General features: G+C 54.2%; 14 protein-coding genes. 10 read left to right on the top strand and 4 right to left on the bottom strand.

The genetic code is table 11. The features are described from left to right. Positions 1-10 precede the first annotated feature (10 nt). Complete coding sequence (locus FE848_RS13875; protein WP_227715358.1) at positions 11-1,066, top strand: DUF3080 domain-containing protein; 1,056 nt, start codon at positions 11-13, stop codon at positions 1,064-1,066. A gap of 40 nt (positions 1,067-1,106) precedes the next feature. Here the strand turns inward: FE848_RS13875 and FE848_RS13880 are convergent, their stop codons facing one another. Genes FE848_RS13880 through arsC form a run of 4 tightly spaced genes read right to left on the bottom strand, consistent with a single transcriptional unit; the run spans position 1,107 to position 4,368 of the window. After that, positions 1,107-2,936 (bottom strand): GspE/PulE family protein, encoded by a 1,830-nt coding sequence (locus tag FE848_RS13880; RefSeq protein ID WP_200204147.1) that lies wholly within the window; start codon positions 2,934-2,936, stop codon positions 1,107-1,109. Positions 2,937-2,965: 29 nt separating this feature from the next. After that, entirely contained in the window at positions 2,966-3,325 is a 360-nt protein-coding gene (locus FE848_RS13885; protein WP_200204149.1) for a DUF2069 domain-containing protein, read from the bottom strand. Between the two features lie 53 nt (positions 3,326-3,378). Further along, positions 3,379-3,984 (bottom strand): NAD(P)H:quinone oxidoreductase, encoded by a 606-nt coding sequence (gene wrbA / locus FE848_RS13890; RefSeq protein WP_200204151.1) that lies wholly within the window; start codon positions 3,982-3,984, stop codon positions 3,379-3,381. Between the two features lie 30 nt (positions 3,985-4,014). Further along, a complete protein-coding gene (gene arsC, locus FE848_RS13895; protein ID WP_200204153.1) occupies positions 4,015-4,368 on the bottom strand; it encodes an arsenate reductase (glutaredoxin) in 354 nt (117 codons plus the stop codon). A gap of 131 nt (positions 4,369-4,499) precedes the next feature. On the opposite strand from arsC, the gene FE848_RS13900 reads away from it, so the two are divergent. The 9 genes from FE848_RS13900 to ispD all read left to right on the top strand — a co-directional run bounded on the left by FE848_RS13900 (position 4,500) and on the right by ispD (position 16,302). Further along, positions 4,500-4,904, top strand: a complete 405-nt coding sequence (locus FE848_RS13900) for a TlpA family protein disulfide reductase (RefSeq protein WP_200204541.1) — start codon at positions 4,500-4,502, stop codon at positions 4,902-4,904. Between the two features lie 81 nt (positions 4,905-4,985). Further along, entirely contained in the window at positions 4,986-8,468 is a 3,483-nt protein-coding gene (gene dnaE, locus FE848_RS13905; protein WP_200204155.1) for a DNA polymerase III subunit alpha, read from the top strand. Between the two features lie 158 nt (positions 8,469-8,626). Beyond that, a complete protein-coding gene (gene accA / locus FE848_RS13910) occupies positions 8,627-9,580 on the top strand; it encodes an acetyl-CoA carboxylase carboxyl transferase subunit alpha (RefSeq protein ID WP_200204157.1) in 954 nt (317 codons plus the stop codon). Further along, positions 9,564-10,904: a tRNA lysidine(34) synthetase TilS gene (gene tilS / locus FE848_RS13915; RefSeq protein WP_200204165.1), complete on the top strand. Its 1,341-nt coding sequence runs from the start codon at positions 9,564-9,566 to the stop codon at positions 10,902-10,904. The genes accA and tilS overlap by 17 nt, the downstream gene beginning before the upstream one ends. Positions 10,905-10,991: 87 nt before the next feature. Next, complete coding sequence (locus tag FE848_RS13920) at positions 10,992-12,620, top strand: CTP synthase (RefSeq protein ID WP_200204167.1); 1,629 nt, start codon at positions 10,992-10,994, stop codon at positions 12,618-12,620. Positions 12,621-12,622: 2 nt separating this feature from the next. Then, complete coding sequence (kdsA, locus tag FE848_RS13925; RefSeq protein ID WP_200204169.1) at positions 12,623-13,468, top strand: 3-deoxy-8-phosphooctulonate synthase; 846 nt, start codon at positions 12,623-12,625, stop codon at positions 13,466-13,468. Positions 13,469-13,663: 195 nt separating this feature from the next. Further along, positions 13,664-14,959, top strand: a complete 1,296-nt coding sequence (gene eno, locus FE848_RS13930; protein WP_200204171.1) for a phosphopyruvate hydratase — start codon at positions 13,664-13,666, stop codon at positions 14,957-14,959. 208 nt (positions 14,960-15,167) lie between these two features. After that, the gene (locus tag FE848_RS13935; protein WP_200204172.1) at positions 15,168-15,440 is read left to right on the top strand and encodes a septum formation initiator family protein; all 273 of its coding nucleotides are present in this window, start codon (positions 15,168-15,170) and stop codon (positions 15,438-15,440) included. 160 nt (positions 15,441-15,600) lie between these two features. Then, complete coding sequence (gene ispD, locus FE848_RS13940; RefSeq protein ID WP_200204174.1) at positions 15,601-16,302, top strand: 2-C-methyl-D-erythritol 4-phosphate cytidylyltransferase; 702 nt, start codon at positions 15,601-15,603, stop codon at positions 16,300-16,302. Positions 16,303-16,321: the final 19 nt, after the last annotated feature.

A 16,321-nucleotide genomic window follows, 5' to 3' on the forward strand; every position in this document is an offset into this window, starting at 1 on the left:
GGAGGTAAATATGTCTGCAACCCGATCTGCCAGGCTGCTTGTCTCCAGTGCAATTATCTTGCTGCTTGCCGGGTGCAATCCTTTCTCCGATGCCCGCCCCATGATGGACGAATACGTGGAGCGGGTTGGCCGGGTTCTGGACACAGAGCCAGAGCTTTCAGAGATTCCTGCAGCAAATCCCATTCCCAGACGTCGTAACCGTGTCCTGCCAATGCCCGAGCTGGACCTGGGCATGCTGGACTTCCTGTCGCTGTATGGCTGTGAACTGCAGTATGTGGTGGGGGAGAAAAACTCCGTCATGGGCAAGGTGATGCAGCCCCTGAACCGCCTACGCTATGAAGTTCGTTTCATCCGCGCCGCCGGCGAGTGTCTGAAAACGGTAGAGGATGAAGAACTTCAGGAAGTTTTAGAACAGGCTATTGCCAGCAAGCGTGAGTCACTGCCAATAGCCATCTGGAATGCTAGCTGGGGCGTGGAGGAAGTAGAAACCCTGTTCACGCTCGCCAAGGGTGAGTATCCGGTTGGGGCCGAAGATCTTCTCTCGGACCTTGCCCGGGATACCCGTCAGTTAAACAAAACCGTGGCAGCACTTCTCGATCAGAACCTTGAGGTAGATCTGAGCTTCTGGGGAAAGGTGCATCAGCGCTGGCAAGCGGAATATAGGGCAGGGCAACTCATCAAGAGCAGCAAGCTGGTCGTTACGCGCCTCGACGATGCCACCCACCTGATTCAACAGCGGTTGGATAGTCGGCCGCTCTGCTTCAACGGCAAGCCCAACGGCCAATCGGATATCGTTCAGGGCATGTTTTTCAGTATCTACATAGGGAAGGTTCAGCCCTATCTGGCCGACTTGCGACGGGCTCGTGGGGATTTGATCGAACCTTTAATCGAGCTGGCGGAAATGCAGGCAGAGGTAATGCCTGCAGACTTTCGTGAGTGGCGACGCTCAGCGCTTGCCCTTGAGGGCGTGGAAAGTGTGTGGGCGAACCTGGATCGTGCCGTGGAGAGCCATACCAAAGCCTGGCAGTGTTTGCTTGAGCAGTGTGGGCTTAGACCCGGAGCATAGGGTAGAGCCTCCCTCACTTGACCGTGAGCTTACTGCAGCATCAGCGCTGGCTTGCCGGTGTTACCCTGAGTATTTCTTCAACGGTGGTCAGGCCGCTGGCCACTTTCTGGGCGCCGCTCAAACGCAGCGACTTCATGCCTTCGCGGTAGGCGTCCAGCCGCAACTGCTCCAGCTCGCAGTGGTCCGTAATCTGGCTTGTCAGTGCACCGGAAAGCGTCATGATCTCATACACCCCGGCACGGCCAAGGTAGCCGGTATTGCGGCACTCCAGACAACCCACGGGTTTGTGAAACTCCTTTGGTGGCGGAGCTTTCCAGGGCTTGGTTAGAGTCTGCCATGCCTGGAGGTCAACAGGCGCCGTTGCTTTGCAGTGCGAGCAAAGTGTTCGAACCAGCCGTTGGGCCATAACGCCTAACACGGTTGCGCGAATCAGGTAGGGCGGGATGCCCAGTTCCATCATTCGCGTCAGGGCACTCGGAGCATCGTTAGTGTGCAAGGTAGAAAGCACCAGGTGCCCGGTCAGTGCGGCCTGCACCGCCATTTCAGCAGTTTCCAGATCGCGAATTTCACCAATCATGATGATGTCCGGATCCTGTCGCAGCAGAGCCCGGACGCCGGATGCAAACGTCAGATCGATATTGGTTTGAACCTGCATCTGGTTGAACGCAGGCTCAACCATCTCGATTGGGTCTTCGATGGTGCAGACGTTCAGTTCGGCAGAGGCGATTTGTTTCAGTGTGGAATACAGAGTGGTGGTCTTGCCTGAGCCTGTGGGGCCTGTAACCAGAACAATCCCGTGGGGTTTCGAAGTGACTTCTTGCCAGCGCTCCCGGTCTTCGCGATTGAACCCGAGCTGTTCGTAGGATTTCAGCAGCACATCCGGGTCAAATATCCGCATCACCATTTTTTCCCCGAACGCTGTAGGCATGGTGGCCAGGCGCAGCTCCACTTCGCTGTTGTCGGGTTTGCGGGTTTTCAGGCGGCCATCCTGAGGGCGGCGCTTTTCAGCAACGTTTAATCGCCCCAAAATCTTCAGCCGGCTGGTAATGGCCATGCCCACATGCTCGGGGAATTCGTAAACACTGTGCAGCACGCCATCAATACGGAAGCGGATGTGAGTCAGGGTGCGGCGTGGCTCAATGTGGATGTCTGATGCGCGTTGGTCGAACGCGTATTGCAGCAGCCAGTCCACGATGCGCACAACATGTTGGTCGTTGGCATCGGCACTGTCGCTGGCGCCTAAATCCAGTAGCTGCTCAAGATTCTGCTGGCCAGCTTTAATTCCTCCAGCCTGGCTGCCACTTGCTTTATTAACGGAGTTTGCGAGCTGGTAAAACTCCACAGAGTAACGGCGGATATCTTCAGGGTTTGCCACCACCCGGCGGATATCCTTGCGTACTGCTTGCCGAAGATTGCCTTCCCAGTCAACTTTAAAGGGCTCGGCACTGGCCACCAATATTTCATCCTGGCCAATCTCAACCGCGAGAATATCGTGACGCTGGGCGAATGCGTAAGACATGACACGGGCAATTGCAGGCGTATCTATTTTCAATGGATCGATATGGTAATAGGGCTGGCCTGCCCAATCTGCCAGCCACTGTGTCAGTCGCTCAAGACCAAGAGTCTTGCCACTTTTCTCGCTGGTGAGCGCTGCAATAGCCACAAGTTCCAGCGGGTGTCGCTTTGATGTGTGGTTGCTGGCCGCGCCCAGGTTGGCGGAAAGCACACGTTCCGCGCTCTCCTGGCCGATTTCGCCGTCGGCGACCAATGCCGTACAGATATCCCGCAGGGTCAAAGTGCTGCGCGGAGGCGCTGCCGGCTTCGATAAGGGTGCTGGTGATGTTTGCTCTGTTTTAGTGGAATTGGGCATAGGGTGTCACTTTCCGGTAATGGAGCATGTCAGACTGCAACCGGCCGGTTCACTTTCAGATGAACCATCGCCATGATGAATAACAGGAGCGTGAGTATCATAAGAACAACATGGCCGAGTGCACCTTGGCTTAGCCATGATGAAACAACGGCCTGAGTGAAGTAAAAAATCACCACAAAGGCTAGCCAGATATAACCACGATTGTTGCCACGGAACACGGGAACGATCAGAGCCAGCAGGGGAATCAGCTTGACGGATAGAATCAGTGCAATGGAAACCCCCTCGATTGGCGCTGGGTAGAAGGTTGTAATCAAAAGCGTTGCCAACACGGCCAGATAGAGAAATTGGGTCGCTTTTGCAGTGTTCCGGGCTTTGGGGTTATGGAGCATTGTCAGATTCCAGAAAAGTATAAATAGCTTTGCGTTGCATAGCCGTGTTCGTATCAATCAGCCAGTTTGAGCGCCAGTTTTGCGAGGCGTTCACCGAAGAGTTGGCAAAGTGCCTTCTCATGGTTGCTCAGGGGTTGCTGCTCTCCGGTGCCGGCCCAGTGCGAGGGGCCGTATGGTGTGCCTCCGGTTGTGGTCTTACTCAGGTTTTCGTCTGTGTAGGGCAAGCCGCACAACACCATGCCGTGATGAAGCAGGGGGATCATCATGGTCAGGATTGTGGCTTCCTGACCACCGTGCAGGCTGCCAGTTGACGTAAATGCCCCAGCTGGTTTGCCGACGAGCGCGCCGTTCAGCCACAGATCGCCGGTTGTATCCAGAAAGTATTTGAGTGGTGCTGCCATGTTACCGAAGCGGGTAGGGCTGCCGATGGCCAGCCCGGCACAATTGGCGAGATCGGACTTGCTGACATAGGGGGCTCCCGCATCGGGAACCGCTGGCAAGGAGGCTTCGGTATCCGGTGAAACCACAGGAACAGAGCGCAGCTTTGCCTCGATGCCGGCTACCCTGGCGACCCCTCGGCCTATCTGGCTTGCCAGCTCTGCAGTCTGCCCTGTGCGGCTGTAATAGAGGATCAGGATGTACGGCAGTTGCTCAGGCACTTTGGCTTCCTTCAAACAGTGGTCGTGCAATTATAGAATGGTGAGTATGTTTTCCGGTGGTCGTCCCACAGCGGCTTTGCCATTGGCAAGTACAATTGGCCGCTCAATCAGTTTCGGGTTTGTTACCATAGCAGCAATCAGTTGATCGCGGCTCAAATCCGGGTTGTCCAGACCAAGTTCCTTGAACTCACTTTCGCCGGTGCGCATAAGCTCGCGGGGCTGGCGGTCGAGCGCCTCAAGAATATCGGAAAGCTCCTGTGCTGTTGGTGGTGTTTCCAGGTAGCGTATAATCTCTGGCTCAACCCCCCGGCTAGTGAGAAGTTCAAGCGCTTGGCGAGATTTTGAGCAGCGAGGGTTGTGGAAAATCCGGATGGGTTCTGTCATGTTCGTGCCTGTTTGTTGAATTGGAGCTGCAATTGTTTGTGGCGAGCAGTCTAACAGGAGGTTTTCCCTTGCAGAACCCTGTCATCTACCGGTTACCTCGTGGAGCGGTCGTTACAACTGTACTGTTTCTGATGGCTTTACTGGCAGGTTGCCAAAAAGTTGAGCTGGAAAGAGCAGAAGGCACAAAGCTGGCCTGGAGCGACCTGCGGGGGCAGTGGGTCTTGGTGAACTACTGGGCCGAATGGTGCAAGCCCTGCCTGGAAGAAATACCGGAATTTAACGAGCTGGATAATGCTCCGGACATTACTGTTCTCGGGGTTAATTTTGACGATGTGAAGGGTGAGCAACTGGTTGCTCTCGGCAAGCGTATGGGTATTGAGTACACCATGCTTGCAAACGACCCCGGCCCTGAATTTGCCTGGCAACGCCCGGTTGCCTTGCCAGCGACCTTTGTTGTGACCCCCGACGGAGATCTTCTGGAGGCTCGTTTTGGCCCTCAAACAGAAGAAGATATACGTGCATTAATCAGCGATTGATTGCTACAGGCAGTTTAAAGGTGCCTTTTTTCAGGCGCCGTTAATAGACTTTTAATACATAAGCAGGAACCAGCTGACGCTATGTCGCAGACTTTTGTACACCTTCGCGTGCACTCAGAACATTCCATGGTGGACGGCCTCGTTCGCGTTAAGCCTCTGGTCAAACGAGTGGTGGAATTGGGCATGCCGGCCGTGGGCCTGACCGAGCAGTCGAACATGTGCTCTCTGGTCCGGTTTTACAAGGCAACGACCAGTGCAGGCGTTAAGCCTGTTATAGGTGCGGATCTCTGGCTGGAGAACCCGGATGAGCCGGAAAGCCCGTTCCGTTTGACGCTGCTGGCCCGGAATGACAAAGGCTACCTCCACCTTACAGAAATTATTTCCCTTGGATATACCGAGGGGCAGAGGTATGGCAAGCCGATTATCCAGCGCAAATGGCTGGAGGAAAGAACCGAAGGCCTTATTGCCATGTCTGGCGCCAAAATGGGCGATGTGTGCAAGGCTTTGCTGGCGGATAAACCCGAACTTGCAAAGGCCAGGGCAGAGTACTGGATGAAACTCTATCCCGGCTCTTACTATCTGGAGTTACAAAGAACAGGCCGTCCCGGTGATGAGGACTGCCTGCATATGAGTGTTGAGTTGGCCCAGCAACTTGGGTTGCCGGTCGTTGCTACAAACGACGTGCATTTTCTTGAGGCTGAGGATTTTGAAGCCCACGAGGCTCGCGTCTGTATCGGTGAGAGCCGGGCACTGGATGATCCGCGCCGTGATCGCCGTTTTAGTGATCAGCAATACCTGCGCAGCGCCGAGGAAATGATTGAGCTATTCAGCGATATCCCCGAGGCGATTGAGAATACCCTTGAGATAGCCCGGCGCTGTTCGGTAACCGTGCGTATGGGCGAGTATTTCCTGCCCAACTATCCAGTACCGGAAGGTATGACTATGGATGAGTACTTCCGCAAGGTGTCTGAGGACGGCCTGGAAGAACGCTTGGCAAAAACCCTTTCCAAAGACGATCCGGAATACGAAAGCAAGCGCGAAGCGTATTTTAAACGGCTTACATTCGAGCTGGATATCATCATCCAGATGGGATTTCCCGGCTACTTCCTGATCGTAATGGACTTCATCAAGTGGGCCAAGAACAACGGCGTTCCCGTTGGGCCGGGTCGTGGTTCCGGTGCTGGCTCGCTGGTTGCTTATGCTCAGTTGATTACGGATCTGGATCCGCTTGAGTACGACTTGCTGTTCGAGCGCTTCCTTAACCCTGAACGGGTATCCATGCCTGACTTCGATGTCGACTTCTGCATGGAAGGCCGGGACCGGGTCATCGCCTATGTAGCTGAAAAGTATGGTCGGGAAGCGGTTTCCCAGATTATCACTTTCGGTACTATGGCCGCCAAGGCGGTAGTGCGGGACGTTGCCCGGGTGCAGGGTAAGTCCTACGGGCTGGCAGATAAATTGTCCAAACTGATCCCCTTCGAAGTGGGGATGACTCTGGAAAAGGCAATAGAGCAGGAGCCTGCCCTCAAGGAATTTCTGGAGCAGGATGAAGAAGCCCAGGAAATCTGGGAAATGGCCCTGAAGCTTGAAGGTGTGTGCCGAAACGCCGGTAAGCACGCCGGTGGCGTGGTGATTGCCCCCACCAAGATAACCGATTTTTCGCCGCTGTATTGCGATGATGACGGCGGCAGTCTGGTGACCCAGTTCGACAAAAACGATGTGGAAGAAGCCGGGCTGGTGAAGTTCGACTTCCTGGGTCTGCGCACGCTGACCATCATCGACTGGGCGCTGAAAATGATTAATCCGCGGCGGGAGAGCAGAGGCCTTCCACCGCTGGATATCAGCGAAATTCCGCTGGATGACCCGGCTTCATTCGTGATGCTGAAAAAGGCGGAAACCACCGCCGTATTCCAGCTTGAATCCCGTGGCATGAAAGATTTGATCCGACGCCTGCAGCCGGACTCCCTGGAAGACATGATCGCCCTGGTAGCGCTGTTCCGCCCCGGGCCCCTGCAGTCGGGCATGGTTGACGACTTTATCGACCGTAAGCACGGCAAGCAGCCGATGTCCTTCCCGCACCCGGACTACCAATACGAAGGCCTGAAGCCGGTTCTTGAGCCCACCTACGGGGTTATCCTTTACCAGGAGCAGGTTATGCAGATTGCTCAGGTGATGGGTGGATATAGCCTGGGTAATGCGGACATGTTGCGCCGTGCCATGGGTAAGAAGAAACCCGAGGAAATGGCCAAGCAGAAGCAGTTTTTCCTCGATGGTTGCGAAGGCAATGGCATCAACAAAACCCTCGCTGAAAACATCTTTGATCTGGTTGAAAAATTTGCCGGCTACGGCTTCAACAAATCCCACTCTGCCGCCTACGCGCTGGTGTCTTATCAGACTCTGTGGCTGAAGGCCCATTACACGGCCGAGTTTATGGCTGCTGTTCTGACCGCCGATATGCAGAACACAGACAAAGTCGTCACGCTGGTTGAGGAGTGCCGCAACCTCAAACTGGATTTGGTACTGCCTGATGTAAGTCGTTCGGAATATACCTTCACGGTAAACGATGAAGGTCAGGTTGTGTATGGGCTGGGTGCTATCAAAGGGCTGGGTGAAGGCCCGATCCAGGCCATTGTGGAGGGTCGCGTCAGTGGTGAGCCTTATCAGGATCTTTTCGATTTTTGCCGTAGGGTTGATCTCAAAAAGATTAACAAACGCGCTATGGAAGCCCTGATTCGTTCAGGTGCCATGGACAAGCTCGGGGCCAGTCGGGCCCAACTGATGGCAAGCATACCCAAGGCTGTCCAGCAGGCGGACCAGCAGTCGCGTAATGAATCCGTAGGCATGATGGATATGTTCGGCGATATGTTGGAAGCCGAGGAAGGTGGCGATCCTTATGCCGATGTGGCGGATGTGCGTGAGTGGCCGGAGAAACAGCGGCTGAAAGGCGAGAAAGACACGCTGGGCCTTTACCTTACAGGGCATCCGTTTGATGAATATGAGCGGGAAGTTCGCCGTTTTGTTCGCTCTTCTATCTCGGATCTGAAGCCCAACAAATCACCGCAAAGGGTTGCGGGGCTTGTTGTAGCGCAAAGAACCATGAAAACCCGCACGGGTTCCACCATGTGCTTTATCACGCTGGATGATCGGAGCGCGCGGATTGAAGCCACACTGTTTTCTGAAGCCTATTTTGAGAACCGGGAATTACTGCAGTCGGATCAGGTGATTGTGGTTGAGGGTCAGGTGAGCCACGATGATTACTCTGGCCAGATGAAAATGCGTGTCAGTTCGGTAATGGATGTGCCCAGTGCCCGGAAGCAGTTCAGTAAAGGCCTGAAGCTGAACCTTCACGCTGACCAACTTCAAAATGGTTTTCTGGACAAGATTGATAGCACGTTAAGGCCGTTTCGCTGCGAGGGCAGCCCGGTGTGGATTGAGTACAGCAGCCCCGAAGCCAGTACTCGAATTGAGCTGGGTGAAACCTGGCGTGTGCAGCCAGACGACAACTTGTTGCTGGAGTTGAAGTATCTGGTGGGCGACCAGTGCGTGGAACTGGTCTATGATTGAGTGAGAAAGACAAAGAGCTGCGCGGAAAGTTAAATATCTGTCAGGTTGCGGACTCATACCAATGTCCGCTTTAGCCATGAGCCGGGCACTGCTATCTTTGTACCAAATTCTGAATAGGCGGCGTGCTATCCCGCCTGGTAATAAAATGATGGAACATCATGAACCCTAATTATCTGGATTTCGAACAGCCGATTGCCGACCTGGAAGCCAAGATTGAAGAGCTTCGCATGGTGGGTAACGATACCGACATCAATATTTCTGACGAAATTACACGGCTGAAAAAGAAAAGTTTCAGCCTGACTGAGAACATATTTTCTGATTTGCATCCGTGGGATGTTGCCCGTCTTGCGAGGCACCCACGCCGGCCTTATACGCTGGATTACATCGAGATGGTCTTTGAAGATTTCGATGAACTCCACGGCGACCGCCGTTACGCAGATGACCAGGCCATTGTGGGCGGTACTGCACGCTTGAACGATAAACCTGTGATGGTTATCGGCCATCAGAAGGGGCGCGAAGTGCGGGATAAGGTGAAGCGCAACTTCGGAATGCCGCGCCCGGAAGGCTATCGCAAGGCCTTGCGCTTAATGGAAATGGCAGAGCGATTCAGAATGCCGATTCTCACATTTATCGATACTCCGGGTGCCTATCCCGGTATCGGTGCTGAGGAGCGTGGTCAGAGTGAAGCCATTGCGTTTAACCTGGCGGTGATGTCCCGCCTCAAAACGCCTATCATTTCGACAGTCATCGGCGAAGGTGGTTCTGGCGGAGCGCTGGCCATCGGCGTATGCGATCAGTTGAATATGCTGCAATACTCAACCTATGCGGTGATCTCGCCGGAAGGCTGTGCCTCTATTTTGTGGAAGAGTGCGGAATTTGCCTCTCTCGCAGCAGAAGCCATGGGTGTGACTGCGGATCGCCTGAAAGATCTAGGGCTTGCGGACAATGTAATCACTGAGCCTCTGGGCGGTGCGCATCGTAACCCGGAAAAAATGGCTGAAGCCCTGCGTGAGACCCTGGCAAACGGGATGGCAGAGCTAAGTCGCTTGCCTTTGGATGAATTGGTCTCCCGGCGGTACGAGCGGTTAACCCGCTATGACACTGGGCGCTAAGCCCGCAATCGGGTACGCCTTTCCCGAGGCGTTGCTTGCGCCGGTTAAAGCCATTTCTGGCTACCGGCGTCTTTGGGTTGCCCTCAGTGGCGGCCTGGATTCCACCCTTCTTTTGCATCTTGCCGCACTCTGCCATTCCGGAGTGCGAGCGGTGCATATTAATCATCAGCTTCAGGCCAATGCTGGCGATACGGAAGTCTTTTGCCAGGAGCTCTGCGCCGGGTTGGGCATTCCTCTCACTGTTCAGCCTGTGTCGGTCAAACTCGGTGCCGGCCCTGGTGAGGGCCTTGAAGAGGCAGCACGTAAGGCCCGCTACAGTGTTTTTGAAACACTTCTTGAGCCTGATGATGTGTTGCTGATGGCCCATCATGGTGATGATCAGGCTGAAACAGTGCTGTTTCGAATGTTCCGTGGCAGTGGTGTTGCCGGTCTTGCAGGCATGCCTGAAGCCCGCCCCTTAGGCCAGGGCCGCCTTGCCAGGCCGTTGCTGGGGGTCGAACGGTCGGAACTTGAGCTTCACGCTCGCCAGGCCGGACTTTCCTGGGTTGACGATCCCAGCAATACAGATCAGAAATTCGATCGAAACTTCATCCGTATCAGCATTCTTCCGGCATTAAAAAAGCGCTGGCCCGGGCTGAATCAGCGACTGCGGCACAGTGCGGGCGCTTGCTCGGAAAGTGATTTTTTGAACAAGCGGCTGGCGGAGTTGCAGTGGCAGTCACTGGGAGGACATAAGCGTCGCCTTCCGGTCGCGGGGTTAGGTGCACTTACTCTGGCGGAACAGAAAAACCTTCTGCGTTGGTGGGTCCGGCGAGCCGGGTATGATGCCCCTTCAATAAGTGACTGGTCACAGGTGCTGGGCGATCTATTGCAGGCTGCAGAGGATCGGTCCCCGGAATTGCGGGCTGACAATTACAGCGTTAGACGTTTTCAGGGAGAGTTGTATTTGGTGCCTGAGGCCGCTGATTTGCCCCAGGAATCTGTAACGCTTCAACCTGGGCAGTCGGCGCAGTGGGGCGAGTGGACGATTCGTCTGACTCCCTCTTCTACAGCGAAAGCCGATGCGCCGCCAATACGAATATGTACGAGGCAGGGTGGAGAACGCATGCGTTTTTACGCTGGAGTCCAGTCAAAATCACTGAAAAAGTGGCTGCAGGAACAGGCTGTTCCACCTTGGGAAAGGCTGCGCCTGCCCTTGATTTTCAGGGGTGTGGAGCCGGAAGAAGAACTCATCGCCATTGGCGATTTATGGTGTTCTGAACAATACTGCGGGAAGGCGCCGGCTGCAGGCTTGCAGCTGATTGTAGAGCGGGATTGTGATTGAGTCGCTGGGGGCTTTCTGGTAGTCTGGCGTCCCATCTTGAGATGACAATCTCCCTCCTTCACAGAACCTGACAATCATGGAATCTGCATGACGCGTTATATTTTCGTCACCGGCGGTGTTGTGTCCTCACTGGGGAAAGGAATCGCATCGGCCTCCCTGGCTGCGATCCTTGAGGCACGCGGCCTGAAGGTAACTATCCTCAAGCTGGACCCGTACATAAACGTTGACCCAGGCACCATGAGCCCGTTCCAGCACGGTGAAGTCTATGTCACCGAAGACGGCGCTGAAACCGACCTCGATCTTGGCCATTATGAGCGTTTTATTCGTACGCCCATGAGCCGCCGTAATAATTTCACGGCTGGCCGGGTGTATGAAGAGGTTATACGCAAAGAACGCCGCGGCGATTACCTTGGCGGTACCGTTCAGGTTATTCCCCATATCACCGACGAGATCAAGCGCCGTGTGGTAGAAGGTGCAGCCGGAGCGGATGTTGCTCTGGTTGAAGTGGGCGGTACTGTTGGTGATATTGAATCCCTGCCGTTTCTTGAAGCCTGCCGTCAGCTGAAGGTTGAAGTGGGCTCTGCCCGTGCGTTGTTTATGCACCTGACACTGGTGCCTTACATTGCCACCGCGGGCGAAATCAAAACCAAACCGACTCAGCACTCCGTGAAGGAAATGCGCTCTATCGGTTTGCAGCCAGACATTCTGCTGTGTCGTTCAGAGCATGAAGTGGACGCCAGCTCCCGCCGGAAAATCGCGCTGTTCACAAACGTGGAAGAGCGCGCTGTTATTCCGATGCGTGATGCAAAGTCCATCTACGCTATTCCCCGCATGCTGCACGAACATGGCCTGGATCAGTTGGTTATTGATCACTTCAGGCTTGATGCACGGGAGGCGGACCTTAGTGATTGGGACGGTGTTGTCGAAGCACTGATGAATCCTGAGCAGGAAGTGACGATTGCCATGGTTGGCAAATACATGGAGCTGCTCGAGGCCTACAAATCACTGATCGAATCTCTGCTGCACGCTGGTATCAAAACCCGCACCAAGGTAAAGATCAATTACATTGATTCTGAAGACATCGAACGCGACGGCACTGCTGTGCTTGAGAGTGCCGATGCCATTCTGGTTCCCGGTGGTTTTGGTGAGCGTGGTGTGGAAGGAAAAATCCGCACAGTTCAGTATGCCCGTGAGAACAAGGTTCCCTATTTGGGTATTTGCCTGGGTATGCAGGTGGCTGTGATCGAATACGCTCGTAATAAAGCCGGTCTGGTTGATGCCCACAGCACCGAATTCCGTGCGCACACACCGGAGCCTGTCGTTGGCCTGATTACCGAGTGGCTGGATGCGACCGGTGAGCGCGAGGAACGCACAGACGACTCGGATCTTGGCGGCACCATGCGACTGGGTGCTCAGGACTGTGTGCTGACTGAAGGTTCGAACATTGCAAACTGCTACGGCAGAAGAACTATTCGCGAACGTCATCGCCACAGATATGAGGTGAACAACCACTTCCTGCCACAGCTGGAAGCTGCAGGTTTGGTTGTTTCGGGTCGCTCCACTGACGGTAAGTTGGTAGAAGTAGTGGAGGTAGCTGACCATCCCTGGTTTGTTGCCTGTCAGTTCCACCCGGAATTTACCTCGACACCCCGCGATGGTCACCCGCTGTTCAAGGGGTTCGTTGAAGCCGCGCTGGCGAACCGCAAGGAATCCTGATCATGGCTCAGAACACCGTCACTGTTGCTGATATCGACATCGCTAACGACAAACCGTTTGTACTGTTTGGTGGTATGAACGTGTTGGAGTCACGCGACCTGGCGTTTGAGGTTGCTGAAAAATACGTTGAGGTGTGCACCAAGCTGGGCATTCCTTACGTGTTCAAGGCCTCCTTTGATAAGGCTAACCGCTCTTCGGTTAAATCCTTCCGGGGGCCAGGTCTTGAGAAAGGCCTGCAGATTCTGGCCGATATCAAAAGCAAATACGGTGTTCCGATTATTTCTGATGTTCACGAACCAGAGCAGGCAGCGCCTGCTGCTGAGGTGTGTGACATCATTCAGTTGCCCGCTTTTTTGAGCCGTCAGACTGACCTGGTTGTTGCTATGGCAAAAACCGGTGCTGCAATTAACGTCAAGAAAGCTCAGTTTCTTGCGCCTCAGGAAATGAAGCACATCATCACCAAGTGCGCGGAAGCTGGAAACGACCGGGTTATCTTGTGCGAGCGGGGCAGCAGCTTCGGGTACAACAACCTTGTGGTCGATATGCTTGGCTTTGGCATCATGAAGTCGCTGAATGTGCCCGTGATGTTTGATGTAACCCACTCTCTGCAGATGCCTGGTGGCCGTTCCGATTCTGCCGGTGGTCGTCGTGCTCAGGTTACTGATCTGGCGTTGGCTGGAATGTCTCAAGGTTTGGCAGGGCTGTTTTTGGAAGCTCACCCGAACCCGGATGAGGCCAAGTGCGATGGCCCTTGTGCATTGCGTTTGAGCCAACTTGAGCCGTTCCTGCAGCGAGTTAAGGCTGTTGACGACCTTGTGAAGAGTTTTAAACCTATCGACACCGCCTGAATGGCGGTGTTCGTGTTTTAGCCTTGGTGGCACGAGCAAGCTGGTAGGGCCTTACGAAACACGCTGTGAATACGTCCATGTACGCTTGGCTACGCCATCCATGGCTTCGCACAGTTTCGTAAGGCCCTACCAGCTCGCTCTTGATCAAACCTATATAAATGACCTTTGAAATTGTAAATCTGGAGACTTCCGAGAATGACCAAGATTGCCAACATTAAAGCCCGTGAGGTTATGGACTCCCGTGGGAACCCTACTGTCGAAGCAGACGTGATTCTGGAAGACGGTACCCTTGGCCGCGCTTGTGCACCCTCGGGCGCTTCCACCGGTTCTCGCGAAGCGCTGGAACTGCGCGATGGTGATGCGTCTCGTTACCTGGGTAAGGGCGTACTGAAGGCAGTTGCGGCTATTAACGGCAAGATCAACGATGCTCTGAAAGGCAAAGATGCTGCAGACCAGCGCGGGCTGGATAACATCATGTTGGAGCTCGACGGTACTGAAAACAAAGCCAATCTGGGTGCGAATGCCATTCTGGCGGTGTCGCTGGCAGCGGCAAAAGCGGCGGCCGAGTCTCTGGGCAAACCACTTTATGAGCATATTGCAGACCTCAACGGTACTTCCGGCAAGTTCAGCATGCCTGTGCCTATGATGAATATTCTGAACGGCGGCGAGCACGCGGATAACAACGTCGATATTCAGGAGTTTATGATTCAGCCAGTTACCGCCAAGAGTTTTTCAGAAGCTCTGCGCATCGGTGCTGAGATTTTCCATAGCCTGAAAAAGGTTCTGCAGGCCCAGGGCCTGAACACGGCTGTAGGCGATGAGGGCGGTTTTGCTCCTGACCTGCCGTCGAACGAAGCAGCCCTGGCTGTGATTAAAGAAGCCATTGAAAAGGCGGGCTACAAGCTGGGCACCGATATTACTCTTGCTCTGGACTGTGCTGCGTCTGAATTTTACAAGGATGGCCAGTATGTTCTGGCTGGAGAAGGCAAGAGCTTTGATTCTGAAGGCTTTGCTGACTATCTTGCTGGCCTGGCTGAGCGCTATCCTATCGTATCCATTGAAGATGGTATGGATGAGAGTGACTGGGATGGCTGGAAAGTGCTGACCGACAAGATCGGTGACAAGGTACAGCTGGTGGGTGATGATCTTTTTGTTACCAACACCAAGATTCTGAAGCGAGGCATCGACACAGGCGTAGGTAACTCCATCCTGATCAAGTTCAACCAGATTGGTAGCTTGAGCGAAACTCTGGACGCCATCAAAATGGCTCAGGATGCCGGCTTCACTGCGGTTATTTCTCACCGTTCAGGTGAAACCGAAGATACGACAATTGCGGATCTTGCAGTTGCTACCTGTGCCGGCCAGATCAAAACTGGCTCGCTGTGCCGTTCAGACCGGGTTGCCAAGTACAATCAGTTGCTGCGCATTGAGGAGGCCCTGGAAGGTAAGGCGCCTTATCGTGGGCTGGTAGAAATCAAAGGGCAAGGCTGAGCTATAGCCGCTTTTGGTTGTGTGTAGCATCCTCGTAGTTTGAGGTGGCGAAAAGTTTAAGGCCGTCGTGTTTTGAATGAAAATTCAGTCACGATGGCCTTTTTGCCCAATCGGTTAGAAGAACTTGTTGCGAATTTGCTCTAAGGTCTATACTTATCGTCCGGTGTCTGATTTTTGATCGTATAACTCCTGAACGGAATCGGTATTAATGAAGTTGCTTTGGGCCCTCATGGTTGTTCTCATTCTCCTGCTGCAGGTGCGCCTGTGGGTCGGGGAGGGCAGCTTTGCGCAGGTATGGGCGCTAGAGCATTCTATTGCCGAGCAGCGTGAGGAGAATGCTGAGCTATCTTCCCGTAATGAGCGTCTTTATGCGGAGGTGCGCAACCTTCGCAATGAGCAGGGTGCTGTTGAAGAGCGGGCCCGGATGAATCTTGGGTTGATTCGTGATGATGAGACCTTTTTTCTTGTTGTTGAGCAGTGACTTTTTTTGGTCCGAAGTATTGGAGTACAGAGCGGCAGGGGCGTCCTTTTCAGGACACGCTATGAACACTTCCCTGTGCGCTTGACGGTGGCCATCCTTGGCCACCGACAGTCCTGAAAAGGACGCCCCTGCCACTCTCTCAGCTATGTGCGAAGCCCTCATGAGTGACTCTAAACTCTGGTTGATTGTTCCCGCCGCAGGCATTGGTCAGCGCATGCAGGCTGAATGTCCCAAGCAGTACCTCCGTATTAACAATCGCTTTATTCTGGATATCACCTTGTCACGCATGCTGAATTCGGGGCTCTTTGCCGGGTGCATGGTTCCGTTGAACTCAACGGATAGTTGGTGGCCAGAGTCTGATGCCAGTAATGATGACCGTATTCAGACCTGTGGCGGCGGTGCTGAGCGGGCGGATTCTGTGCTCTCGGCACTGCACGCCCTCAAAGAGCAGGTGGCAGCCGACGACTGGGTGCTGGTTCATGATGCGGCTCGTCCTTGTGTGCATCCGGCCGATCTTGCGAATCTTGTTTCAACACTGGCGGATCATCCAGTGGGTGGCCTGCTGGCAGCTCCGGTTGCGGATACGCTTAAAAAGGCGGAGTCACGAGATTTGCCTGAGGTTGCCGAAACGGTGGATCGCAGTCAGTTTTGGCGAGCGTTAACACCTCAGATGTTCCGTTATTCCATGCTGGTTTCGGCACTGGAGAGGGCACTGAAGGATAAACAGCCGGTTACGGATGAGTCCTCGGCTATGGAGTTTTCCGGTAATATGCCGGTTCTTGTGGAAGGTCGGCCGGATAATATCAAGATTACCGTGCCTGCTGACCTGGATCTTGCCGGCTTTATTCTCAGCCGGTTCTGAGTTTCTGGATTTTCCCGGA

Source organism: Marinobacter sp. 1-3A (genome assembly GCF_016597775.1).
In the GTDB taxonomy this organism is placed as follows: Bacteria; Pseudomonadota; Gammaproteobacteria; order Pseudomonadales; family Oleiphilaceae; genus Marinobacter; species Marinobacter xiaoshiensis.

Bases quoted from the DNA above. Each gene is read 5' to 3' on its own strand.
- dnaE (WP_200204155.1), top strand. From the start codon at position 4,986: ATGTCGCAGACTTTTGTACACCTTCGCGTGCACTCAGAACATTCCATG.
- FE848_RS13900 (WP_200204541.1), top strand. From the start codon at position 4,500: ATGGCTTTACTGGCAGGTTGCCAAAAAGTTGAGCTGGAAAGAGCAGAA.
- ispD (WP_200204174.1), top strand. From the start codon at position 15,601: ATGAGTGACTCTAAACTCTGGTTGATTGTTCCCGCCGCAGGCATTGGT.
- FE848_RS13885 (WP_200204149.1), bottom strand. From the start codon at position 3,325: ATGCTCCATAACCCCAAAGCCCGGAACACTGCAAAAGCGACCCAATTT.
- FE848_RS13935 (WP_200204172.1), top strand. From the start codon at position 15,168: ATGAAGTTGCTTTGGGCCCTCATGGTTGTTCTCATTCTCCTGCTGCAG.
- tilS (WP_200204165.1), top strand. From the start codon at position 9,564: ATGACACTGGGCGCTAAGCCCGCAATCGGGTACGCCTTTCCCGAGGCG.
- kdsA (WP_200204169.1), top strand. From the start codon at position 12,623: ATGGCTCAGAACACCGTCACTGTTGCTGATATCGACATCGCTAACGAC.
- FE848_RS13875 (WP_227715358.1), top strand. From the start codon at position 11: ATGTCTGCAACCCGATCTGCCAGGCTGCTTGTCTCCAGTGCAATTATC.
- FE848_RS13920 (WP_200204167.1), top strand. From the start codon at position 10,992: ATGACGCGTTATATTTTCGTCACCGGCGGTGTTGTGTCCTCACTGGGG.
- FE848_RS13880 (WP_200204147.1), bottom strand. From the start codon at position 2,936: ATGCCCAATTCCACTAAAACAGAGCAAACATCACCAGCACCCTTATCG.
- accA (WP_200204157.1), top strand. From the start codon at position 8,627: ATGAACCCTAATTATCTGGATTTCGAACAGCCGATTGCCGACCTGGAA.
- eno (WP_200204171.1), top strand. From the start codon at position 13,664: ATGACCAAGATTGCCAACATTAAAGCCCGTGAGGTTATGGACTCCCGT.
- arsC (WP_200204153.1), bottom strand. From the start codon at position 4,368: ATGACAGAACCCATCCGGATTTTCCACAACCCTCGCTGCTCAAAATCT.